This window comes from Streptomyces sp. NPDC050546 (assembly GCF_044457425.1).
GTDB lineage: Bacteria > Actinomycetota > Actinomycetes > Streptomycetales > Streptomycetaceae > Streptomyces.
This window is the reverse complement of sequence record NZ_JBITGX010000006.1, coordinates 413695-438706: the sequence shown is the minus strand read 5'-3', so window position 1 is coordinate 438706 and position 25012 is coordinate 413695. Positions and strand designations below refer to the sequence as shown.

The following is a 25012-nucleotide window of genomic DNA, read 5'->3' as shown; positions in this document are numbered from 1 at the left end:
GGCCCGGCGGGTAAGGTTAGGTTAGCCTCACCGATCAACGGGACGGCGCCAGAGAACGAAACCCGCCGGGAGGTGAGCCGCGTGTACATCTGCAGTTGCTTCGGGATCACCGAGCAGCAGGTCAAGCAGCACGCGGACAGCGGTGCCTGCACCCCTCGCCAGATAGCCTCCGCCTGCAAGGCGGGCACGGACTGCGGGTCGTGCGTACGCCGTATCCAGGCGATCCTCGGCAGGGGGGCGTGCCCTCGCCGGGACATGGCCGACCGGGGAGAACCGGTGCTCTCGGACCTGTCGGATCTGGAAGACGCCGCCTAGGCAGGACCTAGCTGGGCTGCTCGATCTGCTGCGCGATGTACAGCGCCTCGCCGAGCTTCTCGATGAGCTCGAGCTGTGTGTCCAGGTAGTCGATGTGGTGCTCCTCGTCCTCGAGGATCGACTCGAAGAGGTTCGCGGACGTGATGTCGCCCTTGGTGCGCATCACCTCGATGCCCCGCTTGAGACGGTCGATCGCCTCGACCTCCACCTGCCGGTCGGCCTGGAACATCTCGGTGACCGTCTGGCCGACCCGGACATGGAAGAGCCGCTGGTAGTTGGGCAGGCCGTCCAGCATGAGGATGCGCTCGGTGATCTTGTCCGCGTGCTTCATCTCATCGATGGACTCTTCACGCGTGTACTTGGCGAGCTTGGTCCAGCCTTTGTTGTCCTGGATCCGGTAGTGCAGCCAGTACTGGTTGATCGCCGTCAGCTCGCCGGTCAACTGCTCGTTCAGGAATTCGAGGACCTCGGGGTCGCCCTGCATCGCAGAGGCTCCTTCCAACGCGTAAGAACTGGCAGGTTGCGCCGCATGATTCCACCGCGGAAGAAGATCGTCCAGTAAGTCTTCACTTAGTAAGTAAGGGCATGCTTAGTTTGGAATGCCCGTTTTGGAATGGCCCGGGTCAGGGGCATCACCCGAGGTCTGTCAGGATGGACACATGGGTCAGCCGGTGGGACGCGAATCGGGAGAAGGGCGCGATTCAGCAGGAGCGACGCAGCCCGGGCTTCCGCCGGGACAGCGATTGCAGCGCGGCTGGCCGGTCACGCACTACGGGCCCGTCCCCAAGTTCCGGCCCGAGCGCTGGGAGTTCAGGGTCTTCGGCGCCACCGCGGGCGGCGGCAAGCACTGCTGGACCCACGAGGAGTTCACGGCACTGCCGTACACCACCGTCGTGGCCGATCTGCACTGCGTCACCAAGTTCAGCATGCTGGGCGCCGAGTGGGGCGGGGTCCCCGCGCGCACCATCCTCGACATCGCTCCGCCCGCGGACGACGTCACCCATGTGATGGTGTGGGCCGAGTACGGATTCAGCTCCAACCTCCGGCTGTCCGACTTCGCCTCCGAGCAGGCCCTGTTCGCCACCCACAAGGACGGCGAACTCCTCACCGCCGAGCACGGCTTCCCGCTGCGCCTGATCGTGCCCCATCTGTACGCCTGGAAGGGCCCCAAGTGGGTGCGCGGCGTGGAGTACATGACCGCCGACCGGCGCGGCTTCTGGGAGGAGCGCGGCTACCACAACGTCGGCGACCCGTGGCAGGAGCAGCGCTACTCGTACCAGGAGGAGCCCGGGGACGGCCCCGACCTCTGAGCTGAAGCCGTCAGCCGTCGCGCAGCTTCTTCAGCCGCTCCACGTCCGCCGCGTGCCCCTCCTTGCCGCCCGGCGTCTCGATGATCAGCGGCACGCCCTCGGTCGCGGGGTGCGTCATCAGGGCCCGGAACGGGTCCTCGCCGATGTGACCGACGCCGATGTTCTCGTGCCGGTCCTTGTGCGCGCCCACCACGTCCTTGGAGTCGTTGGCGTGGATCAGCTTCAGCCGACCCTCGCCGACCGTGTCCACCAGCAGGTCCAGCGTCTGGTGCATGCCGCTCGGGCCGGTCAGATCGTGCCCGGCGGCGAAGATGTGGCAGGTGTCCAGGCACACGCCCAGCATCGGGTGGGCGTCCAGAGCCTCGAAGTACGGGCCGAAGTCCCAGGTCCGTGAGCACAGCGAGGCGCCCTGGCCGGCGGTCGACTCCAGCAGCAGATACGGGTCGTCGTCATGGGTCAGCTCCTCCAGCAGCGGCAGCAGCCGCTCCCGCACCTGCTCCAGCGCCACGGACCGCTCCCGGCCGCCCGTCGCGCTGCCGGTGTGCACGACCACGCCCAGCGCCCCGATCTCCCGCCCGCGGCGCAGCGAGTGCCGCAGCGACTCCACCGACTTCTCCACGGTCGCCTCGGTGTGCGAGCCGAAGTTGATCAGGTAGGGGGCGTGGACGTACGCCGGGATCGACTCGGCCTCGCACGCCGCGCGGAACGCCTCGTCCTGCTTCGGATTCCCGGCCGGTGTGGCCCAGCCGCGCGGGTTGGCGACGAAGACCTGGACGGTCTCCGCCTTCAGATCACGGGCGTACGACAGACCGACGGAGTGCAGCCCACCGGCCACGGGGACATGGCCGCCCACCGGGTTGCGGGAGGGGCCGGACAGCTGATTGTTCACCCGTTCAGGGTGTCATGCGGCCGGCCCGGCCCCGTCCACGGGCTCCCTGCCCGCGCCCGTCACCTGATCTTGATGGTGATCGTCGAACCCTTGGGCGCGGACTGGCCGCCCTCGACGGACTGCCCCTTGACCTCGTCACCGAACAGCCCGAGCAGACCGCGGTCCTCGTCTACCTGGAACCCGGCGCCCTCCAGCGCTTGCGTGGCGTCGTCGACGTTCTGGCCGACCACGTCCGGGACCTCGATCATCTCGGGGCCCTTGGAGAGCGTCAGCGTCACCGTGTCGCCCTCGGCCGCCCGGCCGCCGGCGTTCGGGGTCTGCTTGACCACCTGGCCCTTGTCGAACTCGGAGGAGTTGACCCGCTCGGTGGCGACCTTCACCTTGAGCCCGGCGTCCTGGAGCTGCGCCCGGGCATCGGCTTCGTCCGCTCCGGTGACGTCGGGGATGTCGATGGGGCTGCCCTTGCTGACGACCAGCGCGACGGCGGTGCCCGCGCGGACCTTCGTGCCGTCGGCGGGCCGCGCGGAGATCACCGAGCCCTTCGGCACGTCCTCGCTGAACTCCCTGGTGACCATGCCCGGCTCAAGACCGTCCTCCTTCAGCTGGGCCCGCGCCGTGGCCAGCTTCTGGCCCTCCAGGGCGGGCACCCGCACGGTCTCGGGGCCGTCGGACACGGTGATGCTCACCGAGTCGTTGCCACGGATGCGCGACCCGGGCTTCGGGTCGGAGCTGATGATCTGGCCCCGCTCCACGGTGTCGCTGTAGGCGTGCTCGACCTTGCCGAGATCCAGCCCGGCCTTCTCCAGCCGGCTCTCGGCCTCGGTCTGGGTCTTCGCCAGCAGCGGGGGGACCTCGGTGAACTGGCCCGAGTTGATGTACCAGATGCCGCCGCCGAGGCCCAGCACCAGCAGCACGGCGACGACGATCGCCAGCGGACCGCGCCGGGACCCCGGGCGGCGCCGGGACGGCGGGGGCGGCGGGGACTCGAAACGGCTGGTGCGGTTGAGCGCCGCCCCGGACGTCTCGTCGTCCTCGTTGACCGGCAGCGGGCGCAGGTTGGTCAGCGCGCGCGGGATCACACTCGTACGGTCGTCGGCTCCGTCGTGCTCCGAGGAGAGCGCCTGCGGCGGCACCGCGTCCAGCTGCTCCGCGCTCAGCCCGGCGCGCCCGTCGCGGACCTGCGCGAGCAGCGCCACCGCGTCGTGCGGGCGGATGTCCGGGGTGCGGGCGGTCGCCGAGGCCACCATCTCGTCCAGCTCGTAGGCCAGACCGGGCACAGCGGCCGACGGCGGCGGGACGTCCTCGTGCAGGTGCTTGTACAGGATCACGGCCGGCGAGTCCGCGTCGTGCGGCTTGTCGCCGGTCAGCATCTCGTACAGCATCACCCCGCACGCGTACACGTCGACGCGGGGGTCCGCGGTGCCGTTCTCTATCTGCTCGGGCGCGAGGTACGCGACCGTGCCGAGCACGGTCCCTGTGGTGTTCGTCACCGTGTCCACGGCGCGGACGAGTCCAAAGTCGGCGACCTTCACCCGGCCGTCGTCCCCTATGAGGACGTTCTCGGGCTTCATGTCCCGGTGCACGAACCCGGCGCGGTGGGCGGCGCCCAGCGCGGCCAGTACCGGCTCCAGGATGTCCAGGGCGGCGCGCGGCTGCAGGGCCCCGCGCTCGCGCAGCACGTCCCGCAGGGTGCAGCCCGCGACGTACTCCATGGCGAGATACACGTAGGAGCCGTCGGTGCCCTGGTCGAAGACCTGCACCACGTTCGGATGGGCCAGTCGGGCGACGGACTTCGCCTCACGGATGAACCGCTCGACGAACGAGCCGTCGACGGCGAGCGAGGGGTGCATCACCTTGAGCGCGAGAACGCGGTCCAGCCGGGTGTCCACAGCCCGGTAGACCGTCGCCATCCCGCCGACGGCGATCCGCGCGTCGATGCGATACCGGCCGTCGAGCACCTGCCCGACCAAGGGGTCCTGAAGGGTCGTGTCCACGCAGGCGAGTGTACGAGCCACGACCGACACCCCGCCGCCCCGTCCGTTCCCCGGTGCGGGACTGCAGCCGACCTGTGACGTGTATCCCCCCTGGCTGCGGGCATGCGCACCGCCTCAGCTGCGGGCATGCGTGCCGCTAGGGGCGGCACGGGTGGGCGCAGCGGCACCCCGCTACGCCGGGCTGCGCACCCACCCGCCCCCAGCACACACGCCCGGCTCACTGAAAAGCAGGCCGCTCCGGATCGAGCACAGCCATCCCCTCACCCGGCGAAGACGCCTCCGCGAAATGCCGCCGAGGAATACGCCCGGCCCGATACGCCAACCGCCCCGCTTCCACCCCGTTCCTCATGGCGGCAGCCATCAGCACCGGCTCCTGCGCCCGCGTCACCGCCGAGGCGAGCATCACACCCGCACACCCCAGCTCCATCGCCAGCGCCGCGTCCGACGCCGTACCGGCACCGGCGTCCAGAATCACCGGCACCCCCGCCCGCTCGACGATCAACTGGAAGTTGTGCGGGTTGCGGATACCGAGCCCGGACCCGATCGGCGACCCCAGCGGCATGATCGCCGCGCAGCCCACGTCCTCCAGCCTCCGCGCCAGCACCGGGTCGTCGTTGGTGTACGGCAGCACCGTGAACCCGTCGTCGACCAGCGTCTCGGCCGCCTCCAGCGTCTCGATCGGATCCGGCAGCAGCGTGCGCTCGTCGGCGATGACCTCCAGCTTGACCAGGTCGGTGCCGAGGGCCTCGCGTGCCAGACGGGCCGTGAGGACGGCCTCTCCGGCGGTGAAACAGCCCGCCGTGTTGGGCAGCACCCGGATGCCGAGCCGGTCCAGGACGGAGAGCACCGAGCCGTGCACCGAGGGATTCACCCGGCGCATCGCGACCGTCGTCAGCTCCGTCCCCGAGGCGACCAGCGAACGCTCCAGCACGTCGAGGCTGGGCGCCCCGCCCGTACCCATGATCAGGCGGGACGTGAAGGACGTACCACCGAGGACAAACGGATCGTCGGCCATGGTCAGCCTCCTTGGACGGCGGTGAGGACTTCCACACGGTCTCCCTCGGCGAGGGACGTGGCCGGCCACTGCGCGCGCGGGACGACGGTCTCGTTGAGGGCGGCGGCCACTCCGGAGGGCGAGGCGGTGAGCGAACTCACGACGGTGTCGAGAGCCGTGCCGGGCCGGACGTCCCGGGGCTCGCCGTTGACGGAGATGTTCATACGGGCTGCTCCGTGAGTGCGGTGGCGGTACTGAAGCGCTTCGGGGTGAAGGGGCGGGCCTCCTCGGGGAGTTCGCCCGCCGTCAGGGCGTGTGCCAGGGCGTCGCCGGTCACCGGGGTGAGCAGGACACCGTTGCGGTAGTGCCCGGTGGCCAGCAGCAGTCCCTCCAGACCGGTCGGGCCGAGCAGCGGCGCGTTGTCGGGGGAGCCGGGCCGCAGTCCGGCCCGGGTCTCCGTGAACGGCAGCTCGGTGATGCCCGGGACCAGCTCGTGCGCGTCGCGCAGCAGCTCGTACACGCCGCCCGCGGTCACGGTGGTGTCCCAGCCCGTCTCCTCGCTGGTCGCCCCGATGACCAGCTCGCCGCTCTCGCGCGGCACCAGATAGACATGGCTGCCGCGCACGACCGCGCGTACGGTCCGGCTCAGGAAGGGGCCGTGCCGCCCCGGCATGGTCAGCCGTACGACCTGCCCCTTCACCGGTCGCACGGGAGGCAGCACGTCCTCGGGGACGCCCGTGAGCCGTCCGCTGAGGCTGCCCCCGGCCAGCACCACCTGCCCGGCGTCCAGCGCGGTCCCGTCGGCCGTGACGACGCCCGCGGCCCGGTCCCGTACGACGGTGAGGCGCTCCGCCCACGCCCGGTGGAAGACCACACCCGCCCGCTCGCACGCCGTCACCAGCGCCCCGGACAGTCGCCGCGGGTCGATCTGGTGGTCGCCGTCGACCCGCAGCCCGCCGCGCACGCCCGGCGCGAGCATCGGCTCCAGGCGGCGGCACTCCCGCCCCGACAGCCACTGCGACTCCAGGCCGGACTGCTGCTGCAGGGCGTGCAGTTCGCGCAGATGGGCCCGGTCGTCGGCGTCCAGGGCGACGGCGAGCGTGCCGCAGCGGCGGTAGCCGAGGTCGTGGCCCGTGAGGTCGGTGAGCTCGGCCGCGAAGTCCGGGTAGCGCCGGGCGGAGGCGAGGTTCAGGCCGAGCAGGGTCTGCTCGCCGTAGTGCAGTTCCGTGACGGCGGCGAGCATGCCGGCCGCCACCTGTGCGGCCCCGCCGCCCGGCTCGGGGTCCACCACGGCCGTGGCGAGCCCGCGTTGTGCGGCCCGCCACGCGGTGACCAGGCCGATGATGCCGCCCCCGATGACGAGGACGTCTGACGTTGGCGTACGCGACATGGGCGTCCAGCCCCTCCCTTCGCCGGCATGACCCGGATCAGGTTCGTACGGTCGGAGGCCGCCAGCCTCCCTCTCAGCCCGGTGCGTCCGGGCTCCCGCGAGTGCTCTACGTTGGCCACCCTAGCCCGATGCCGTATGTCGCAGTAAGGGAGCCTCCGTCCATGGCCCGATCCCTCGACGGTCTTCTCCTCGCCCCGGTCGCCGACCAGGCCCCTGGCCAGGTGGGGACCCGCACCCGGTTCACGTACCACGAGAGGGACGGCGAGATCTGGGCCGAGTACACGGGCGGCGACGTCGTACGCGGCCACCTCGTGGGTACCCGGGAGGGTGACCGGCTGGACTTCCGGTACGTACAGCTCAAGCAGGACGGAACCACCTCCTCGGGGCACTGTGTGTCGACGGTCGTGGAGCTTCCCGACGGGCGGGTGCGGCTGGAGGAGACGTGGGAGTGGGAGTCGCAGCAGGGCAGTGGGACGAGCGTTGTGGAGCAGGTCACTGCGCATGAGCACTGACTGACAAAACGTCAGGTGTCTATGGTGATCAGGTGAGCGAGCAGACGCAGGAACCAGGTCCGTCAGCGCCGCGGCGCGTGGTCGTGGCGGGTGCGGGCATGGCCGGTGTGCAGACCGCGGTCGCCCTGCGGGAGCAGGGTTTCACCGGCACCGTGATCCTCATCGGCGCCGAGCCCCACCAGCCGTACGACCGGCCCCCGTTGTCCAAGGCCGTCCTGCTCGGCAAGGCCGAGGGCTCCGCCTTCGACCTCGACTTCGAGGCCCTCGGCATCGAGCTGCGACTCGGCTGCGAGGTGCTGGGCCTGCGCCCCGGCGATCACGAGCTGGACACCGAGGACGGGCCCGTGCCGTACGACGCCCTCGTCGTCGCGACCGGCGCCGAACCGGTCCGGCTGCCCGGCTCGGAGGGCGTGCCGGGTGTGCATCTGCTGCGCACCCTGGACGACGCCGAGCGGCTGCGGCCCGTGCTGGCCCGCAAGCACGACATCGTGGTCGTCGGCGCGGGCTGGATCGGCGCGGAGTTCGCCACCGCAGCGCGCGAGGCGGGCTGCGCGGTGACCGTCGTGGAGGCCGCCGAACGGCCGCTCGCCGGGGCGCTGCCCGCCGAGGTCGCGGCCCCGATGGCCGGCTGGTACGCCGACGCGGGTGCGGTGCTGCGCACGCACGCGCGCGTGGAGCGCGTCGAGCCCGGGGCGGTGCTGCTCGACGACGGCACGCGGCTGCCGGCGGGCGCGGTCGTGGTCGGCATCGGCGCCCGCCCCGCCACGGCGTGGCTGGCCGGCTCCGCAGTGGAGCTAGGTGCCCAGGGCGAGATCGTGTGCGACCAGCACCTGCTTACGTCGGTGCCGGACGTGTACGCGGTCGGCGACTGCGCATCCTTCCCCTCGGGGCGGTACGGCGAGCGCCTGCTGGTGCACCACTGGGACAACGCCCTCCAGGGGCCGCGCACGGTGGCCCTGAACATCGTCGGCCGGGCCTCGGGGGAGACCCCGGCGGTGTACGACCCCGTGCCGTACTTCTGGTCCGAGCAGTTCGGGCGGTTCGTGCAGTACGCCGGGCACCACGCCGGCGCCGACACGACCCTGTGGCGGGGCGACCCGGCCGGGCCGGCCTGGACGGTCTGCTGGCTCCGCGGGGACCGGCTGGTCGCCCTGCTGGCGGTGGGCCGGCCCCGGGACCTGGCGCAGGGGCGTCGCCTGATCGAGTCGGGCGCCGCCATGAATCCGGTGCTGCTGGAGGACCCGGCCAGGCCGCTGAAGGCGGCTACGGCGTAGCTGTCGGGGGCTGTCGGGGGAGCCTGTCGTCCGCCCAGGTGGGCCGGGCTGACTTCCGACTGTCAGTGGCGGATGGCAGGCTGGTTTCCGTGACCGAGATTGACGCAAAGATCGATGCTCTCGTCCCCGCCTGGCTCACCCTCCCCGACATCGCCGAACAGTTCGGTGTCGAGGTGACGCGTGTGCGGCAGCTGGTCAAGGACGGCCAGCTCCTCGCCGTACGCCGAGGTGAGAACCGCGCGCTGCACGTCCCCGCCGCCTTCATCGACGGGGACAAGGTCGTCAAGGGCCTGTCCGGGACCCTGACACTCCTGCGGGACGACGGTTTCACGGACGAGGAGATGCTGGAGTGGCTCTTCACCCCCGACCCGAGCCTGCCCGGCACCCCGGCGCAGGCACTGAGTGAGAATCGCGGCACGGAGGTGAAGCGACGCGCCCAGGCGCTCGCGGTCTGACCCGACTCGACGAGACACCGTCCGGTGCCGTGCGAGCGGGGCCGGACCCGAACGACGGCCCGGAGCACGGGCCGCGGCTTCCATGAGGCCACGGCCCCGGGCCGGCTCGCGCCCGCTCAGGGCGCGGGCCGCCGCCCGGCTGTCGCCGGCAGAGTGGCCTCGCCGCCCTCCCGGCACCGCCAAGGGGCGCTTCGGCGCCCTGGCCGCACCCCGTACGCCACCGCCACCGACACCCAGGGGGACACGCATGCCCGACACCGCCGCCACCACCGCACGGGCCCAGCTCGCCGACGCCCGGGTCTACCTCTGCACCGACGCCCGCGAGCGGCAGGGCGACCTCGTGGAGTTCCTCGACGCCGTGCTGGCCGGCGGGGTCGACATCGTGCAGTTGCGGGACAAGGGCCTGGAGGCCGGCGAGGAACTGGAGCACCTGGCCGTCTTCGCCGACGCCTGTGCCCGGCACGGGAAGCTGCTCGCGGTCAACGACCGCGCGGACGTCGCCCACGCCGCCGGCTCCGACGTGCTGCACCTCGGCCAGGGCGATCTCCCGGTCCCGGCGGCCCGCGCGATCCTCGGCGACGACGTCCTGATCGGCCGCTCCACGCACGCGGACTCCGAGGCCGCCGCGGCCGCCGCCCAGGACGGCGTGGACTACTTCTGCACCGGCCCGTGCTGGCCCACCCCCACCAAGCCCGGCCGCCACGCCCCCGGCCTGGACCTCGTCCGGCACACCGCCGCCCTCGGCACCGACCGCCCCTGGTTCGCCATCGGCGGCATCGACCTCGGCAACCTCGACCAGATCCTGGAGGCGGGCGCCCGGCGCGTTGTCGTCGTACGGGCGATCACCGAGGCCGACGACCCGGGCGCGGCGGCCACCGAGTTCGCGAAGAGGCTGCGGGAGAAGTAGTCCGACGGTCGGACGGATGTCCAAGGGGTGGACAGCAAGTACACAAATCGGGCAAATATCGATGCCCGGTTGGGTGACCGACCGCCCCTGGCTAACCTGCCGGTATGGCCCTCGGCACCGCATCCATCAGGTCGGACCACGCACGCACCGTCCGAGACATGCTCGCGACAGGCAAGACGACGTACTCGTTCGAGTTCTACGCGCCCAAGACCCCGAAGGGCGAGCGAAACCTGTGGAACGCCCTGCGCCGGGTCGAGGCGGTGGCGCCCGACTTCGTCTCCGTGACCTACGGCGCGGGCGGTTCCACCCGCGCCGGCACGGTCAAGGCGACCGAGGCGATCGCCTCCGACACCACCCTCACCCCGATCGCGCACCTCACGGCCGTCGACCACTCGGTCGCCGACCTGCGCAACATCATCGGCCAGTACGCCGACGCCGGGATCCGCAACATGCTCGCCCTGCGCGGCGACCCGCCCGGCGACCCGATGGGCGACTGGGTGCCGCACCCCCGCGGCCTCGCCTACGCCGCCGAACTGGTCGAGCTGATCAAGGCGTCCGGCGACTTCTGCGTGGGCGTCGCCGCCTTCCCGGCGATGCACCCGCGCTCCAGCGACTGGGACACCGACGTCCGCCACTTCGTCGACAAGTGCCGTGCGGGCGCGGACTACGCGATCACACAGATGTTCTTCCAGCCGGAGGACTATCTGAGGCTGCGTGACCGGGTCGCCGCCGCCGGCTGTGACACCCCGGTCATCCCCGAGATCATGCCGATCACCAGTGTGAAGTCGCTGGCGCGCATCCCGTCCCTCACCAACGCCGCCTTCCCGGACGCCCTGAAAGAGCGGATCCTCACAGCAAAAGACGATCCGGCCGCTGTACGCTCCATTGGGATCGAATTCGCCACGGAGTTCTGCGCGCGGCTGCTCGCCGAGGGAGTGCCCGGCTTGCACTTCATCACGCTCAACAACTCCACGGCGACCCTGGAGATCTACGAGAACCTGGGCCTGCACCACTCATCGCAGGCCTAGACCGTTCGCACCGGTATACGACACACTGCGTAGCGGCCACTGGGAGAGGGGCGTACATGGGCTGGGCGGTCCTCTACATCGCGTTCGGCATCGTCGCGCTGTGGCTGCTGGGCGAGGTGCTGTTGCAGTACAAGGCGCGGCTGCGCTGGCGACTGCTGGCCTTCGCCGGCTTCCTCGGCGTCGTCGTCGGTGTCCTGATCCCGTCGGTCGTCGTGATCGGACTGGGTGCGGCCGCCTTCGCGGTCGGGCAGACCTACGTCACCCTGTCGTTCCGCAGCGGCTTCGCGGCCGGCTGGGCGATGAACGCCCCGATGCTGGGCGGCAGCAAGCGCGGCCGGGGTGAGCGGGGCCGCCAGGAGCCGACCCTCGAGGTCTCCGGCCTGGAGGCGCCGGGCGGCTACGGCGACGAGGGCGGCGACCACCGCCACGACGCCGCCTCCTACGGCCAGGGCGACGACTACGACCGCGACGACGTCTTCACCCCCGCGCGCCCGGTCCAGCCGACGGCCGCCGAGACCACCGCCGTGTACGAGCCGCAGCCCATCCCGGACGACACCGGTTCCTACGGCGTCTACGGCGACCCCGGCTACCAGCAGGGCCCGCCCCACGACCAGTACGCCGCCACGGCCCAGGGCACCGACCAGTCCTACGCCTACGACTACTCGGGCTACGGCCAGCAGCAGGGCTACGACGCCACGGGCCAGCAGCAGTACTCGGCCTACTCCGACCCGTACATCGGCAATGGGACCTACGGCGGGACCTCGTACGACACCGGCTACGGCGACCAGCAGTACTACGGCCAGCAGCAGGGCTACGGCCAGGACCAGTACGCCGGCACCTACGGCGGCGAGTCCCCGCCCGGCGGTGTGTGGGTCCCGCAGCAGCGCACCGACGAGTACGGGCAGGAGCTGCCGCCGGAGCAGCCGTACCCCTACCAGGGCAACGGGCAGCAGCCGCAGGGCAACGGTTTCGACGAGCAGTACCGTTTCTGAAGCCTGAACCCCGCCGGGGGCCGTGGGCTCACTGGGAGCCCCGGAACCCCGGCCCCTCCACGATCAGTCCCGCGACCAGCGCGCCCGACATGCCCGCATGCGGCAGTCCGCCGCCGGGGTGCGCCCAGCCGCCGACGGTGAACAGGCCGGGCACGCGCGTGCCGTTGGACGGATGCAGCAGTCGCCCGTCGGCCGCCGCCAGCGCCTGCACCGGCACGGCCCCGCCCTCCGCGCCGGTCGCCTGGGCGATGTCAGCAGGGGTGCGCACCTCGTGCCAGAGGAGCCGCTCGCGCAGGTCGGGTACGGCGCGTTCAGCGACGCTGATCATGGTGTCGGCGAGGCCGTCGTAGGACGCGCGGTGCCCGTCGGGCCGGGCGGGCAGCACCGTCGTGAGGGTGACCGCCTCGTGATCCCGGTCCGGGACGAGTGCCGGATCGTCGGGCCGCAGGACCGTGACCGTGGGCTGCGCCTCCGCCCCCGCCGTGCCGAACAGGGCGTCCAGCTCGGCCTCCCGGTCCGCCGCGTGCACCACCGTGCGATGTGCCGTGCCCACGGGGCGGGCGCCGCGCAGGCCCAGCAGCACCGTGAGCCGGCTGGCCGACGCGGGCTGCGGCGCCACCTCGCCGGCACCGCGCACCACCGTGCCCGTCGTCAGCCGGTCCAGCGTGCCGGGCGCGACACCGGCGACCACGAAGTCCGCCTCCGCGACCGTCCCGTCGGCGAGTTCCACCCCCGATACCTGCCCGTTCTTCTCCAGGACCCCGGTCACGTCGGCGCCGAAACGGAACTCGACCCTTCTGGCCACACACCGCTCGTACACCGCCCGCGCCAGCTCGCGCAGGCCCCCGCGCACGTACCAGACGCCGAAGGCGTGCTCCATGTACGGCAGTACGGCCGCGCTCGCCGGGGTGACCCGCGGGTCCAGGCCCTGGGTGAGGGCGTGGCTCTCCAGGAGGGCGGCGAGCCGGGGGTCGCGCAGTTCCCAGGCGCCGATCTCGGCGAGCGTGCCGGCCCGGCGGGTGCGGAGCAGCCGCTTGTGGGGCACCGCAGGGTAGGGCTCGCGCTCGGCCAGCACCTGCCAGTTCGGCCACAGCGGCTCCTCGAGGAGCGGGCGGCGGGTCCGGTCCCAGGCCTCGCGGGCCCGGACCAGGAAGTCGCCCCACCGGGTCCCGGTGCCCGGGCCGAGTCCCTCGTCCAGGGCGGTGACGACGCCCGCGCGCGAGGCGTTCGGCAGCGACACCACGGTGCCGTCCGCGAACACATGCCGGGACGAGGGGTCGACCTGGACCAGCTCGACACACGCCTCCAGCGGCTCCTTGCCGGTCTTGACGAACAGATCGCGATAGACGGCCGGCAGCGGGAGCAGGCCGGGGCCCGTGTCGAAGGAGAACCCGTCACGCTCGAAGCGGCGCAGCGCTCCGCCGTACGTGTCCGTCCGCTCGTACACCACCACCCGGTGGCCCGCGACGGCCAGCCGGGCGGCAGCCGTCAGCGCGCCCATCCCGGCGCCGATCACCGCAATCCGTGCCATGCGAAGGACTCTATAGGCCCCCACTGACAGAGCGTTCTGGTGCCGCGTGCGCAGGGCTGAGTACCAGTACCTAGCCGGGGAGTTGAGTACGCGGGCGGATGGGGGACGGCAGACGGGAACGAGAGAGTGGAGACACGGAAAGGGGCACGGCTCCGGCACCGGCGACACGGGGCGCCGGAACGGGGCCGGCCCGCGATCCGCTCCTTCCGCCGGCCATGTCGGCGGGAGCGAGACACGGGGGAGAACCGGGGGACGACCGAACGGGGGGTCCTGCGGGGGAACGCACGGGGGAGCAGGAAAACGGGGGAGCAGGGAAGGCGCCGGTTCGAGGTGGCCCGCGGGGGACGCGGCCACAGCGGACCGGCGCTTTCACGTACGCGCCGGACGCGTCCTCAGCGGCAGCCGCTCACCCTCCCCTGGAGCAGCCGGGACAGTGCCGCGTGGACGTCGTCCAGGGAGCGCTCCGGCTGGAAGGACTTCCAGTCGAGCGCGGCGACCAGGACCATGCCGACCAGTGCGGACGCGGTCAGCGGGACGTCGATCTCCTCGCTGAACTCCCCGCCCGCGACGCCGCCGCGCAGTACGTCCTCCACGACCGCGACGGCCTGCTGCCTGACCACCATCAGCGTGGACTGCCAGGTCCGGTTGGTGCGCCACAGCTCGGCCACGTAGAGCTGGGTGAAGGCCGGATAGCGGTCGATGAAGACCAGGCCCGCGCGGATCATCGCGTCAAGCGCGTCGACCTTGGTGCCGCCCTCCCGGGCGGTCCGCTCGGCCGCGTCCCGGAGGGAGGCGGTGAGGAGGCCCACTCCGTGCCGCAGCAGTTCCTCGAAGAGGACGGACTTGCTCGCGAAGTTGTAGTAGACCGTGCCCTTCGCGACACCGGCACGCTCGGCGATCTCGTCCACGGTCGTGGCGGAGAAGCCCTGCTCGGCGATGAGCGTGACGGCCGCCTCGTAGAGCTTCTGCCGGGTGGCCTCGCGGCGCGTGCTGCCGCCCGACGTTGCACTGCTGCTTTCCATGGCCCTGATTGTCACAGGAACCTCTCCGGGAGACGTGACGGAAGGGCTCACAGGCTCAGCTCCGGGTGCAGCCGGTCCAGCGTCCACACCTGGCGGCGCCGGGCCGCCACGGCGGTCAGCGCGAGGGCACCCGCGGTGAACGCCGTCAGCACCACGCACGCGTGCCACACCGGTTCCAGACCGCCGCCCGTGATGAGCCTCCTGAGAGCCTCCACGACGTAGCTCATCGGCAGGAAGGGGTGGAGCGCGTTGAAGAAGCCGGGGCTGGTCTGCACGGGGTATGTGCCGCCCGCCGACGTCAGCTGGAGCATCAGCAGGGCCAGGACGAGGATCCGGCCCGCCGCCCCGAAGCGCGCGTTCAGCCACTGCACGATCGCCGCGAAGCACGCCGTCACCAGGAACAGGAAGCCCACCGTCCCGGCCGCCCGCGCCGGCTCCAGGCCGACCGCCCAGTGCAGCACCGACATCAGGGCCACCGTCTGGAGCACTCCGATCGCCGCCACCGGCAGCCAGCCGGACAGCGCGATCCGCCACGCCGAGGCGCCCGCGGCGAGCGCGCGCCGGTTCATCGGCGCGATCAGCATGTACGCCACCATCGCGCCCACCCACAGCGACAGCGGGATGAAGTACGGGGCGAAGCCCGTGCCGTAGTTGGGCGCCTTGTGCAGGTCCTGGGAGGCGAGCCGCACGGGGTCGGCCATGACCTCGGTGCGCCGGTCGCGGTCCGGCTTGTCGTAGTCGGGGATCTGCTCGGCCCCGTCGTGCAGTCCGCCGGCGAGCTTCCCGGAGCCGCCGACGAGCTTGTAGATGCCGCCGTTGAGGTCGTCCGCGCCTGTCTTCAGATCGCCGACGCCCTTGTCGAGGTCGGTGGCACCGGTCCTGGCCGTGCCGATCCCCTTGTGCAGCTTCTTCGCCCCAGCGGCGACCTCGGCCGCCCCGTCGTTGAGCTTGTTGATCTTCTTGACGGCGTCGTCGAGGTCCTCGGAGAGGTGCGGCGCGCGGTCGGCGAGGGCCTGGGACTGCTTCTGGAGGGTGGCGAGGTTCTTGTCGAGCTCGGTCAGGTCGCCGTTCTGGTCCGCGATCAGTGTGTCGAGGTCGTCGGCGACGGTGGCCACGTCGGCGGCCGCGTCCTTGGCCTTCTTCAGGTCCGCGCAGGCGGCGTCGGGCAGCACGGGGTCGTCGCAGCGCCTGGCGTAGACGCCGTTCAGCGTGTCCGACGCCGTACGGGCGCCCCTGGCGGCGGCCGGGGCCCGTTCCGCCAGGGTGTCCAGGTGCTTGCGGATCGCGCCGGAGGAGTCGGCGACGAGCTGGGCCGTGTCCCCGATGGTCTTCTCGTTGCCCTTCAGGAAGGGGCCCACCTTGCCGGCGGTCCTGTTGACCCTGTCGGCGAGCTTCCGCGTGCCTTCCGCGACCCGCTTCGAGCCGTCCGCCAGGTCGCCCGCGCCCTTGTCGAGCTTCTTCAGGCCGGTGGACAGCTTCCCGCTGCCGTCCTTGGCGTCCTTCAGGCCGTCGGCGAGGTCCTTGGAGCCCTTCTCGGCCTTGCCGATGCCGCCCTTGAGCTTGTCGGCGCCCTTGGCGGCCTTCACGGTCTCGCCGTGGATGTCGGAGAACGAGACGAAGATCTTGTCCAGGAAGGACCGCGACGTCTTCGTGGACGCGGCCTGGCGCACCTCGCTGAACACCGACCGGGAGATCTGTCCGACGATGTAGTTGTTCGCGTCGTTGGTGCGGACCTGGAGGGCGCCGGTCTCCGGGGACTTGCCGGAGCTGGAGGCGACCCGCTCGCTGAAGTCGCCGGGCATGGTGAGCGACAGGTAGTAGGTGCCGTCCTCGACGCCGCTGCGGGCCTCGGCGGCGCTCACCTCGCGCCAGTCGAAGGTCTTGCTGTCGCGCAGCTTCTTTGTGATGTCGTCGCCCGCCGTGACCTTCTTCCCGTCGGCGGTCGCCCCCTTGTCGTCGTTCACGAGCGCCACGGGGATACGGTCCAGGCGGCCGTACGGGTCCCAGAACGACCACAGGTACAGCGCGCCGTACAGCAACGGCAGCACCAGCAGCGCGACCAGTGCGGCGCGCGGCAGCTTCCCCCGGCCGAAGCGGCGGAGCTCAAGCGCGGCCAGTCTCGGCGAGCGCATCGGCCTTCTCCTTGTCCTCGCTCTGATGGGTGCCCTGCGGGGTTTCCTGACGGGGGCTCTGCCGGGTGGACACCTTGACGGCGCCCTCGGGGGCCTCGCTGCACACCGCCAGGACCGTCGTCCCGGCGTCGGCGAGAGACCTGAGCAGGGCCCAGACCTCGTCCCGCTCGCCGTCCGAGAGCTTGAGGTCGGTGTCGTCGACCCCGAGCAGCCGAGGCCGGGCCACGAGGGCGAGGGCGACCGACAGGCGCAGCGCCTCCAGGCGCTCCAGATCGCGTACGGCGGTACGGGGACCCTTGGGCAGTGCCTCCAGGTCGAGTCCGGCCGCGGTCAGCGCGGCGTCGACACGCAGCCTCGCCTCGGCCGCGCGCTCGCCGCGGGGCCGCAGCAGACCTCGCAGCGAGTCGCCGAACCGCCGCTGGAGCAGGGCGCGTTCACGCACGTGCTCGCCGACGGTCAGGGCCGGGTCGAGATCGGTGACCCCGGGCACATGGGCCAGGGCGCTGACGCGGCGCACCGCCGACAGCTGCTTGGGGAGGCCGGCGTCGCCGACGGTCGCGGTGCCCTCCGTGATCTTCATCCGGCCCGTCAGCGCGAGCAGCAGGCACGTGCGGCCGGACCCGGACGGGCCCTCCACCGCGATGAGTGAACCCGGCTCGGCGTCGACGGACATCCCGCGGAACGCCCACCCGCGCGGCCCCTTGATCCCAAGGCCCTCGGCGGCGACCCGCACCCCTCCCGGTTGTTCCCCCACGGAGCTCCCCTGAATGTGAGCGTTGAATTTGAACTGACTGGTCAGTGCAAAAACTACTCCGAACCTACGATCGAAGCAAAACCGCAGGTCAGAACGGATTGTCAGTGCCATACCTCACGATGGGTCACATACGGCACTCCGTGGGAGGAGCCGCCGTCACACGACGACAGGAGGTTCGTCATGGCCAGCTACCACGCAGCAGCCGCCCGCCGGCGCCGCGCCACCGGCCCTGCCCCCTCACTGACCGGCCCGGCGAGCGACGTACATCCCGTGCTGCGCCGGGCCACGGCCCCGCCCGCCGCCCTCGACCTGCTCGCCCAGGCCCGCTCCGGTCTCGACGAGGCCACCGGCCTGGACACACCGAACGAGCGCTACGCGACGGCCCATCTCGCCGCCCTCCGCACCGCCGCCGCCGTACTCGCCGCCCGGGGGAGGCCGGAGACCTCGACCCGGGCCCGGACCAAGATCCGGAGCGCCTGGGAAGTCCTCCCCGAGATCGCACCCGAACTGACCGAGTGGAGCGCGCTGTTCGCCGCCGGAGCCCGGCGCCGGGCCCGCGCCGAGGCGGGCATCCAGGGCGCGGCGAGCGTCCGGGACGCCGACGACCTGATACGGGACGTGGCGATGTTCCTCCGCCTCGTCGAGCGCATGCTCGTCCTCCAGCCGGTCCTTCCGCAGCCGCGCCCGGACCAGGACCGGCCGGAGGACCCCGGCGTGGGAAGGGGCAGGGACATGGGGAGGGACATGCCTGACGCGGGCTGACCGGGTGCCGGCGCTCCGGATCCGCCCGGCCGGCACCGGCTCGAGCCATGGCGGGACCGCTCATGCGGCCCGCCGTGTCCGAGGCAATAGGGTGGGAGACGCCTGAAGTCTTCCCTCCCCGTAGCCGGGGCCGGGGGAGGCGCCCCGTTCGCTCCGCCGCGCAAGAGGCGGTGCCGCGCCGAGGAGTCAACTGCCGTGTCGGACCCGATGCGCCCACCCGCCTCCCACCACCACGCTCAACCGGCGTCGCTGCGTTCCGGCTCTTCCCGGTCTCGCGCCTCACTCCGTACGGCCGTGGTCTGGGAGGTCCTCCAGGAAGCCCTGGAACGCCGGGTCAAGGCCACGGGCAGGGAGTCGCTGGACGTCCTCGACACCGGAGGCGGCAGCGGCAACTTCGCGGTGCCCGCCGCCCGTCTCGGCCACCGGGTCACCGTCGTCGACCCCAGCCCCAACGCGCTGTTCGCCCTGGAGCGCCGCGCCGCCGAGGCCGGAGTCGCCGACCGGGTGAAGGGCGTCCAGGGCGACGCCCACGGCCTCTTCGACGTGGCCGAGCGCGGCGGCTACGACGTGGTGCTGTGTCACGGCGTCCTGGAGTACGTGGACGACCCGGCCGAGGGCGTCCGCAACGCGGTGGCCGCCCTGCGCCCGGAGGGCGTCCTGAGCCTGCTCGCCGCCGGTCTCGGGGGTGCCGTGCTCGCCCGCGCCCTCGCCGGGCACTTCAAGGAGGCCAAGCAGGCGCTCGACGACCCGAACGGCCGATGGGGCACGGGTGACCCGGTGCCGCGCCGTTTCACCGCCGAGCAGCTCACGGGGCTCGTCGAGGGCGCGGGCATGCGCGTCGGCGCCGTGCACGGTGTGCGGGTCTTCGCCGACCTCGTGCCCGGCGTCCTCGTGGACACCGAGCCCGGAGCCCTGGAAGCGCTGCTGAAGCTGGAGGAGGCCGCGGCCGAGCTGTCGGCCTTCCACTCGGTGGCCACGCAACTGCATGTGCTGGGTGAGACCGGTGGGGCCGCCGAGGCCGGCGGGGCCGACGAGACCGGTGGGGCAGTCGAGGCCTGAGCCGCTTCGTGAGGTACCACCCCTGATCAGCGCCTTGACTGTGCATGGAGTACGCCACAGGCCCCCCGAATGGGGGCTAGGCGCCGTATGATCGAGGGAGACCGTTCCGGCATGACGGGTCGGCCGCCGGGGAATGGAAGCCTCAGCGAGCCGGGACGTCCATGGCGGGTTCCGGTTGGTCAGTTGGCGCAGAGGGGCGGGTTTCACGGGGGCGATTCCCTGCCTATCCTGAAGAGACCCCCCGGGTCGCCCCCGGCGACTGCACGATGAGGAGGACTCCGTGCCGCTCTCGGAGCACGAGCAGCGCATGCTCGAGCAGATGGAGCGAGCGCTGTACGCCGAAGATCCCAAGTTCGCGACGGCGCTCGAGGGAAGCGGGCTGCGTACGTACACCCGGCGACGGGTCTACCAGGCGGTCGCGGGCTTCCTCGTAGGTATTGCGCTCCTCATGGCCGGTATGGTCGCCAAGCAGGTCTGGCTCAGCGTCGTGGGCTTCCTCGTCATGCTGGGCTGTGCGGTGCTCGCCGTGACCGGCTGGCGCAAGGCCCCCAAGCCGGGCGAACAGGCGGCAGGCGCCGCCGGACCGCAAGCCCGCCGTCAGGGCGGCCGGCAGAAGCGCTCCATGATGGACCGCATCGAGCAGCGCTGGCAGAAGCGCCGCGACGAACAGGGCGGCCACTAGTCCCGGAGCACAGCTCTCCGGGACCACGCGAAGACATGAGTCAGGGGGTGACCACCGACTTGGTGGTCACCCCCTGACGTATGCCGTAATGCCACGGGACCAGCGGGTTCAGCCCTGCTGCCCGGATGCCTTCCGCCAGGTCGGCCGCATCGCCAGGACGCGTTCCCGCACCCCCGACCACCAGGCCGACGCCGTCCACAGCACGCGCGCGGTGGAACGTGGGGCGAGGACCGCGCGGAGCCGGGCGCCCCTGCCGACCACGGCGCTCAGCCCCGCTGTCGCACGGCGGACGTCGTCCGCGATGCCCGCCGTCGGGCGGGGCCGGGGCGCGTACAGGACCTGTTCCACCGCGTTCGCCACCCGGTGCACCGAAGCCGCGGCCGTCGCATCGAGCCCGCCCAGCTCGACGATGCGGGCGGCCGCCCTGCGCGGGGTCTGTGACTCGTCCGGCGTGATGCCGAAGTCCCACGCGGTGTCGGTCAGCTCCTGCCAGACGGCGAGCGTATGCGGTGTCGCGTCCGCCTCGCCCCGGCCGTGTGCCCCCAGCCGGACCGTGCGCGTCCGCAGGCGCCACAGCATCGGGGCCAGCGGGAGCGCCAGGACGGCGAGGCCGGCCAGGGCCCAGGCCAGGAGCGCGTACCACTTCGGGCCGTCGTCGTCCGTGGGCAGCGCCGCCTGCGGAGACTCGCTCGCACACCCGCCGTCCAGCTTCTTCTGCTCCGGAGTGCAGCTCTCGCGCGTCGAGGGCGTCGGGGAGGGCGCGGCGGACGACGTCTCGGTCGGGCGCGCGGCGTCCGGCACCGAGCTGCCCGGGTCGTCCGGCAGCGTGTACGACGGCATCGAGCCGCGGTTGGGAGTCGGCTCGAAGCGGGTCCAGCCCACGCCCTCGAAGTACAGCTCGGGCCAGGCGTGCGCGTCCCGCAGCCCCACCGACACCGAACCGTCCGCCTGCGGGGAACCGGGCGCGAAGCCCACCGCGACCCGGGCCGGTATGTCCAGGGAGCGGGCCATCGCCGCCATCGCGAAGGAGAAGTGCACGCAGAAGCCCTGCTTGTCCTTCAGGAAGCGGGCGATCGCCTGCGAGCCGCTGCCGACCTGCACCTGGGTGTCGTACTCGAAGCCGCCGGTCACGGCGAACCAGTCCTGCAGCTTGACCGCCTGGTCGTACGGGTTGGCCGCGCCCTCGGTGACCTTGCGGGCCGTGCTCGCCACCACCGACGGCAGCGAGTCGGGCAGCTTGGTGAAATCGCGGTCGATGGACGCCGGAGGCCGCGGCGCCGAGGCCAGCTGCTCCGCCGTCGGCTGCACGTCCAGGCTCTTGACCTGGTACGTCAGGCCTCGGGTGTTCTGGCCGTGGTCGCCGACCAGCGTCATGCCCAGGGGCTCGTAGCGCCAGTTGCCCCGGATGTTCACCCCGCTCGGCGGATACGGCATCGGCAGCCAGTCCTGGGCGTACCAGTCGGCCGCGGAGATCGTGGTGTCGACCTCCGTGCGCTTCACGTCCGGACCGAGTCCGACCGGGGTCGGGAACGTGCCGTCGGGCAGTGCGGTGATGGACCGCCGGGACGGCTTCCAGGTGGTGCCGTCGAAGTCGTCCAGGGACACGATCCGCAGATACAGGTCCGAGACGTCCGGCATCTTGGTCTTCACGGACAGGACCTGCTGGTCCTCGTCCGCGTTCAGGCTGTCCCGCAGCGACACCAGCGGGTTCACCGCGGAGATCGTGCCGCCGCCGCCCGTGCCGGAGCCGGTGCCGGCACCCACCGAGTCCAGCAGACCGCCGTTCATCGCGGGCAGGCCGAGCGGCACCACCAGGGCGATGCCCAGCGCGACCACGCCGATGCGCCGGCCGGTGCGGACCGGGGCGAGGGCGCCGCTCTGCTCCCCTCCGGCCGTGCGCGAGGCCCCGCCGAAGACCCGGCCCCACTGGGAGAGGCGGTCCCGCCCCTCGGCCAGGAGCAGCATCAGATAGCCGGCCGCCGCGACCAGGAACCACAGCCAGTCCATGCCCCCGTCGGACAGCCCCGCCGCCACGGAGTACAGCGCGAGCAGCGGCAGCCCGGCCGGGGCGGCGCTGCGGAAGGTCACCGCGAGGGTGTCCACCAGCAGCCCGATGATCAGGACCCCGCCGATGAGCATCAGCCGTATGCCGTCGGACTCCAGGGGGGCCGGGATCGCGTACCGCGCGATGTCGTCCCCGCCCTGCCGGAGCAGGATCGCGAAGCGGTCGAGGGCTTCAGGGCCCGGGACCAGACCGGCGAGGGCCTGTTCACGGACGAACACGAACGTCAGCAGGAACACCGTGACCACGGCCTGCGCCGCGACCGTCAGCGGCCGGGCCAGCGGCACCCTGCGGGCCGCGGCACCCACGCCCGCCTGCACGCCCAGCAGGAAGGCCGCCTGCACGATCCACGTGGCCGGCTTGACCAGGGGCAGCAGGGCGCACGCGGCCATCAGCGTGGCCGCCCACGCGCCGAGCGTCAGTCGTATCCGCCCGCTCATCACGGTCCCTCCCCGCCGCCGGCCGCGGCCACGCCCCTGCGCTCCCGGTCCGCCTGTCGCCACAGGTCGTCCAGGGACGCCCCCCGCGGGACGCCCAGAGTCGTCCAGCCCGCCTCGCGCAGCATGCGCAGCCGCTCCCCGCTCCCGTCCAACGGACCGCGCACGTCACTCGGTTCCCGCATCCAGGTCTCGCTGTCCAGCACGAAGGCGACCGCGCCGCCACTGCGCTGCCGCATCCTGGCCACCACGGCCGCCTGCTCCTCGTCCAGGTCGCCGAGGAAGGCCACCAGCAGCCCCTCGTTCCCGCCGCGCAGCACGTCGTAGGCCCCGGACAGGCCCGCGCCGTCGGAGTGGTCGATCACCGCGAGGGTGTCCATCATCAGCCCGGCCGCGTCCGCCGACCCCTGGCTCGCGCCCGCGAAGCCGTCCCCTCCCCCGCCGGGCACCGCGTTGCCGGTGTCGGTCAACAGCCGTACGGAGAAGCCTCGTTCGAGCATGTGCACCAGCACGGACGCGGCGCCCGCCACGGCCCACTCGAAGGCCGCGTCCGGTCCCGCGCCCTGGAAGGCGATGCCCCGGGTGTCGAGCAGCACCGTGCAGCGGGCGCGCTGCGGCTGCTCCTCGCGGCGCACCATCAACTCGCCGTAGCGGGCCGTGGAGCGCCAGTGCACCCGGCGCAGATCGTCGCCGTAGCGGTACCCGCGCGGGATCACGTCGTCCTCGCCGGCCAGGGCGAGCGAACGCTGCCGTCCGTCGCCGTACCCCTTCGCCTCACCGCTGAGGCGCACCGGCGCCAGCGGCTCCACGCGCGGGATCACCGTCAGGTTGTCGTACGTCGAGAAGGACCGGGTCAGTTCGCACATGCCGAACGGGTCGGTCAGGCGCAGCTGGAGCGGGCCCAGCGGGTAGCGGCCGCGCAGGTCGGAGCGCACCCGGTAGGACACCTCACGGCGGCCGCCCGCCTCCACCCGGTCCAGCACGAAGCGCGGCCGCGGGCCGAGCACGTACGGCACCCGGTCCTGGAGCATCAGCAGGCCCGTGGGCAGCCGCGAGACGTTGTCCATCCGCAGGTGGACCCGGGCCTCGCTGCCGGCGGGCACGCGCGCGGGGGAGAGTCGGCGGCTGCCCGCGACCCGGTAGCGCGTGCGGTACAGGACCGTCGCGCACACCAGCGGCAGCACCGCCAGCAGCAGGCCCACCCGCAGCAGGTCGCTCTGGCCGAGCACATAGCTGCAGACGGCGGCCGCCACTCCGGCGGCCAGGAAGGAGCGTCCGCGGGTGGTCAGACCGGCCAGGGCGGTGCGGATGCCGCCCTTCTCGTCCTGGCCGGCCTCCGCGTGCCCCGCCCCCGCGGTGGTCATCACAGCCTCCGCGGCGGCTGCTGGGGATACGCCGGCGCACCGCGGCCCAGGCCGCCGAAGCCGCTCTGCTGCTGCTGCTGCTGCTGCGGCGCCGCCGGCACCGGTGTGCGCTGCAGGATCTCCTCGACGACCTGCTCGGAGGTGCGGCGGTTGAGCTGGGCCTGGGCCGTGGGCAGCAGGCGGTGGGCCAGGACGGCGACGGCCAGGGCCTGCACGTCGTCCGGCAGCGCGTACTCCCGGCCGCTGAGGGCCGCGGACGCCTTCGCCGCGCGCAGCAGGTGCAGCGTCGCGCGCGGCGAGGCGCCCAGTCTGAGGTCGGGGTGCGTGCGCGTGGCGGCGACCAGGTCGACCACGTAGCGCCGGACCGGCTCGGCGACGTGCACGCCGCGCACCGCCTCGATCAGCTTGAGGATCTCGTGCGCGTGGGCCACGGGCTGGAGGTCCTCGAGCGGCGAGACGCCGCCGTGCACGTCCAGCATCTGCAACTCGGCCTCGGCGCTGGGGTATCCGACCGACACCCGGGCCATGAAGCGGTCGCGCTGGGCCTCCGGGAGGGGGTAGGTGCCCTCCATCTCGACCGGGTTCTGCGTCGCCACCACCATGAACGGGCTCGGCAGCTCGTAGCTGCTGCCGTCGATGGTGACCTGGCGTTCCTCCATCGACTCCAGGAGCGCGGACTGCGTCTTGGGCGAGGCGCGGTTGATCTCGTCGCCGATCACGACCTGCGCGAAGATCGCGCCCGGCTTGAACTCGAAGTCACGGCGCTGCTGGTCCCAGATGGACACACCGGTGATGTCCGACGGCAGCAGGTCGGGCGTGAACTGGATGCGCCGCACCGAGCAGTCGATGGACCGCGCCAGTGCCTTGGCGAGCATTGTCTTGCCGACTCCCGGGACGTCCTCGATCAGCAGATGTCCCTCGGCGAGCAGTACGGTCAGCGAGAGCCGTACGACCTCGGGCTTGCCCTCGATCACGCCTTCCACCGACTCCCGCACCCGCTCCACCACGGCGGTCAGATCAGTGAGGCTCGCTCGATCGTCATAGGTCGTCACCCGGCCCTCCTCGGCCTTTCCCTTGCTCCCAGGGAGCACGGGATACCCCATTTTCCCGGACCGACGCCGCATGACGCGCGCCGGCCCACCCCGAA

24 protein-coding genes and 1 riboswitch are annotated in these 25012 nt (G+C 72.2%); of the genes, 11 read left to right on the top strand and 13 right to left on the bottom strand.

Annotation, left to right across the window (positions count from 1 at the left end):
- The first annotated feature begins 72 nt into the window (after nucleotides 1-72).
- Nucleotides 73-315 carry a bacterioferritin-associated ferredoxin gene (locus ACIBK5_RS18035; RefSeq protein ID WP_399020723.1) on the top strand — a complete coding sequence of 81 codons (243 nt, stop codon included), beginning with the start codon at nucleotides 73-75 and terminating at the stop codon, nucleotides 313-315.
- A 7-nt stretch (nucleotides 316-322) separates the two neighbouring features.
- Here the strand turns inward: ACIBK5_RS18035 and bfr are convergent, their stop codons facing one another.
- Nucleotides 323-799, bottom strand: a complete 477-nt coding sequence (bfr, locus tag ACIBK5_RS18030; protein ID WP_031107638.1) for a bacterioferritin — start codon at nucleotides 797-799, stop codon at nucleotides 323-325.
- A 175-nt stretch (nucleotides 800-974) separates the two neighbouring features.
- Between bfr and ACIBK5_RS18025 the strand changes: the two genes are divergently transcribed.
- Complete coding sequence (locus ACIBK5_RS18025) at nucleotides 975-1625, top strand: sulfite oxidase-like oxidoreductase (RefSeq protein WP_215122006.1); 651 nt, start codon at nucleotides 975-977, stop codon at nucleotides 1623-1625.
- 10 nt (nucleotides 1626-1635) lie between these two features.
- On the opposite strand, the gene ACIBK5_RS18020 is transcribed toward ACIBK5_RS18025, so the two are convergent.
- The 5 genes from ACIBK5_RS18020 to thiO all read right to left on the bottom strand — a co-directional run bounded on the left by ACIBK5_RS18020 (nucleotide 1636) and on the right by thiO (nucleotide 6892).
- On the bottom strand, nucleotides 1636-2514 hold the full coding sequence (locus ACIBK5_RS18020; RefSeq protein ID WP_399020720.1) for a deoxyribonuclease IV: 879 nt from the start codon (nucleotides 2512-2514) through the stop codon (nucleotides 1636-1638).
- Between the two features lie 59 nt (nucleotides 2515-2573).
- Nucleotides 2574-4508, bottom strand: a complete 1935-nt coding sequence (gene pknB, locus ACIBK5_RS18015; RefSeq protein WP_399020718.1) for a Stk1 family PASTA domain-containing Ser/Thr kinase — start codon at nucleotides 4506-4508, stop codon at nucleotides 2574-2576.
- 217 nt (nucleotides 4509-4725) lie between these two features.
- Nucleotides 4726-5523: a thiazole synthase gene (locus ACIBK5_RS18010; protein ID WP_399020716.1), complete on the bottom strand. Its 798-nt coding sequence runs from the start codon at nucleotides 5521-5523 to the stop codon at nucleotides 4726-4728.
- A gap of 2 nt (nucleotides 5524-5525) precedes the next feature.
- A complete protein-coding gene (gene thiS / locus ACIBK5_RS18005; protein ID WP_399020714.1) occupies nucleotides 5526-5726 on the bottom strand; it encodes a sulfur carrier protein ThiS in 201 nt (66 codons plus the stop codon).
- Nucleotides 5723-6892, bottom strand: a complete 1170-nt coding sequence (thiO, locus tag ACIBK5_RS18000; protein WP_399020712.1) for a glycine oxidase ThiO — start codon at nucleotides 6890-6892, stop codon at nucleotides 5723-5725. Before thiO ends, thiS begins: the two co-directional genes overlap by 4 nt.
- Nucleotides 6890-7001, bottom strand: a riboswitch (TPP riboswitch). It overlaps the preceding gene by 3 nt.
- 52 nt (nucleotides 7002-7053) lie before the next feature.
- Here thiO and ACIBK5_RS17995 point away from each other — a divergent pair.
- The 6 genes from ACIBK5_RS17995 to ACIBK5_RS17970 all read left to right on the top strand — a co-directional run bounded on the left by ACIBK5_RS17995 (nucleotide 7054) and on the right by ACIBK5_RS17970 (nucleotide 12060).
- Complete coding sequence (locus ACIBK5_RS17995) at nucleotides 7054-7404, top strand: hypothetical protein (RefSeq protein ID WP_399020710.1); 351 nt, start codon at nucleotides 7054-7056, stop codon at nucleotides 7402-7404.
- A gap of 32 nt (nucleotides 7405-7436) precedes the next feature.
- Nucleotides 7437-8678: an NAD(P)/FAD-dependent oxidoreductase gene (locus tag ACIBK5_RS17990; RefSeq protein WP_399020708.1), complete on the top strand. Its 1242-nt coding sequence runs from the start codon at nucleotides 7437-7439 to the stop codon at nucleotides 8676-8678.
- A gap of 89 nt (nucleotides 8679-8767) precedes the next feature.
- On the top strand, nucleotides 8768-9133 hold the full coding sequence (locus tag ACIBK5_RS17985; protein WP_399020706.1) for an Rv2175c family DNA-binding protein: 366 nt from the start codon (nucleotides 8768-8770) through the stop codon (nucleotides 9131-9133).
- A 247-nt stretch (nucleotides 9134-9380) separates the two neighbouring features.
- Entirely contained in the window at nucleotides 9381-10040 is a 660-nt protein-coding gene (gene thiE, locus ACIBK5_RS17980; RefSeq protein WP_399020704.1) for a thiamine phosphate synthase, read from the top strand.
- Nucleotides 10041-10144: 104 nt separating this feature from the next.
- Entirely contained in the window at nucleotides 10145-11068 is a 924-nt protein-coding gene (metF, locus tag ACIBK5_RS17975) for a methylenetetrahydrofolate reductase [NAD(P)H] (RefSeq protein WP_399020702.1), read from the top strand.
- A gap of 56 nt (nucleotides 11069-11124) precedes the next feature.
- Nucleotides 11125-12060 (top strand): hypothetical protein, encoded by a 936-nt coding sequence (locus ACIBK5_RS17970; protein WP_399020700.1) that lies wholly within the window; start codon nucleotides 11125-11127, stop codon nucleotides 12058-12060.
- A gap of 28 nt (nucleotides 12061-12088) precedes the next feature.
- On the opposite strand, the gene ACIBK5_RS17965 is transcribed toward ACIBK5_RS17970, so the two are convergent.
- The 4 genes from ACIBK5_RS17965 to ACIBK5_RS17950 all read right to left on the bottom strand — a co-directional run bounded on the left by ACIBK5_RS17965 (nucleotide 12089) and on the right by ACIBK5_RS17950 (nucleotide 17499).
- Nucleotides 12089-13591 (bottom strand): phytoene desaturase family protein, encoded by a 1503-nt coding sequence (locus tag ACIBK5_RS17965; RefSeq protein ID WP_399020698.1) that lies wholly within the window; start codon nucleotides 13589-13591, stop codon nucleotides 12089-12091.
- A 392-nt stretch (nucleotides 13592-13983) separates the two neighbouring features.
- Nucleotides 13984-14613: a TetR/AcrR family transcriptional regulator gene (locus tag ACIBK5_RS17960; RefSeq protein WP_399020696.1), complete on the bottom strand. Its 630-nt coding sequence runs from the start codon at nucleotides 14611-14613 to the stop codon at nucleotides 13984-13986.
- A gap of 47 nt (nucleotides 14614-14660) precedes the next feature.
- Nucleotides 14661-16745 carry a YhgE/Pip family protein gene (locus tag ACIBK5_RS17955; RefSeq protein ID WP_399020694.1) on the bottom strand — a complete coding sequence of 695 codons (2085 nt, stop codon included), beginning with the start codon at nucleotides 16743-16745 and terminating at the stop codon, nucleotides 14661-14663.
- Nucleotides 16717-17499, bottom strand: a complete 783-nt coding sequence (locus ACIBK5_RS17950) for an ATP-binding cassette domain-containing protein (RefSeq protein ID WP_399020692.1) — start codon at nucleotides 17497-17499, stop codon at nucleotides 16717-16719. The genes ACIBK5_RS17955 and ACIBK5_RS17950 overlap by 29 nt, the downstream gene beginning before the upstream one ends.
- 180 nt (nucleotides 17500-17679) lie before the next feature.
- On the opposite strand from ACIBK5_RS17950, the gene ACIBK5_RS17945 reads away from it, so the two are divergent.
- From ACIBK5_RS17945 to ACIBK5_RS17935, 3 genes are all read left to right on the top strand, one after another.
- Nucleotides 17680-18261 carry an SAV_6107 family HEPN domain-containing protein gene (locus ACIBK5_RS17945; RefSeq protein ID WP_399020690.1) on the top strand — a complete coding sequence of 194 codons (582 nt, stop codon included), beginning with the start codon at nucleotides 17680-17682 and terminating at the stop codon, nucleotides 18259-18261.
- 195 nt (nucleotides 18262-18456) lie between these two features.
- Entirely contained in the window at nucleotides 18457-19320 is an 864-nt protein-coding gene (locus ACIBK5_RS17940) for a methyltransferase (RefSeq protein WP_399020688.1), read from the top strand.
- A gap of 280 nt (nucleotides 19321-19600) precedes the next feature.
- Entirely contained in the window at nucleotides 19601-20002 is a 402-nt protein-coding gene (locus tag ACIBK5_RS17935) for a DUF3040 domain-containing protein (protein ID WP_184596525.1), read from the top strand.
- A gap of 108 nt (nucleotides 20003-20110) precedes the next feature.
- Here ACIBK5_RS17935 and ACIBK5_RS17930 read toward each other — a convergent pair whose 3' ends face one another.
- The 3 genes from ACIBK5_RS17930 to ACIBK5_RS17920 are packed head-to-tail and all read right to left on the bottom strand — an operon-like array spanning nucleotide 20111 to nucleotide 24917.
- Complete coding sequence (locus tag ACIBK5_RS17930; protein WP_399020686.1) at nucleotides 20111-22504, bottom strand: DUF3488 and DUF4129 domain-containing transglutaminase family protein; 2394 nt, start codon at nucleotides 22502-22504, stop codon at nucleotides 20111-20113.
- Complete coding sequence (locus tag ACIBK5_RS17925) at nucleotides 22504-23865, bottom strand: DUF58 domain-containing protein (protein WP_399020684.1); 1362 nt, start codon at nucleotides 23863-23865, stop codon at nucleotides 22504-22506. The genes ACIBK5_RS17930 and ACIBK5_RS17925 overlap by 1 nt, the downstream gene beginning before the upstream one ends.
- The gene (locus tag ACIBK5_RS17920) at nucleotides 23865-24917 is read right to left on the bottom strand and encodes an AAA family ATPase (protein WP_399020682.1); all 1053 of its coding nucleotides are present in this window, start codon (nucleotides 24915-24917) and stop codon (nucleotides 23865-23867) included. Before ACIBK5_RS17920 ends, ACIBK5_RS17925 begins: the two co-directional genes overlap by 1 nt.
- Between the last annotated feature and the right edge of the window lie 95 nt (nucleotides 24918-25012).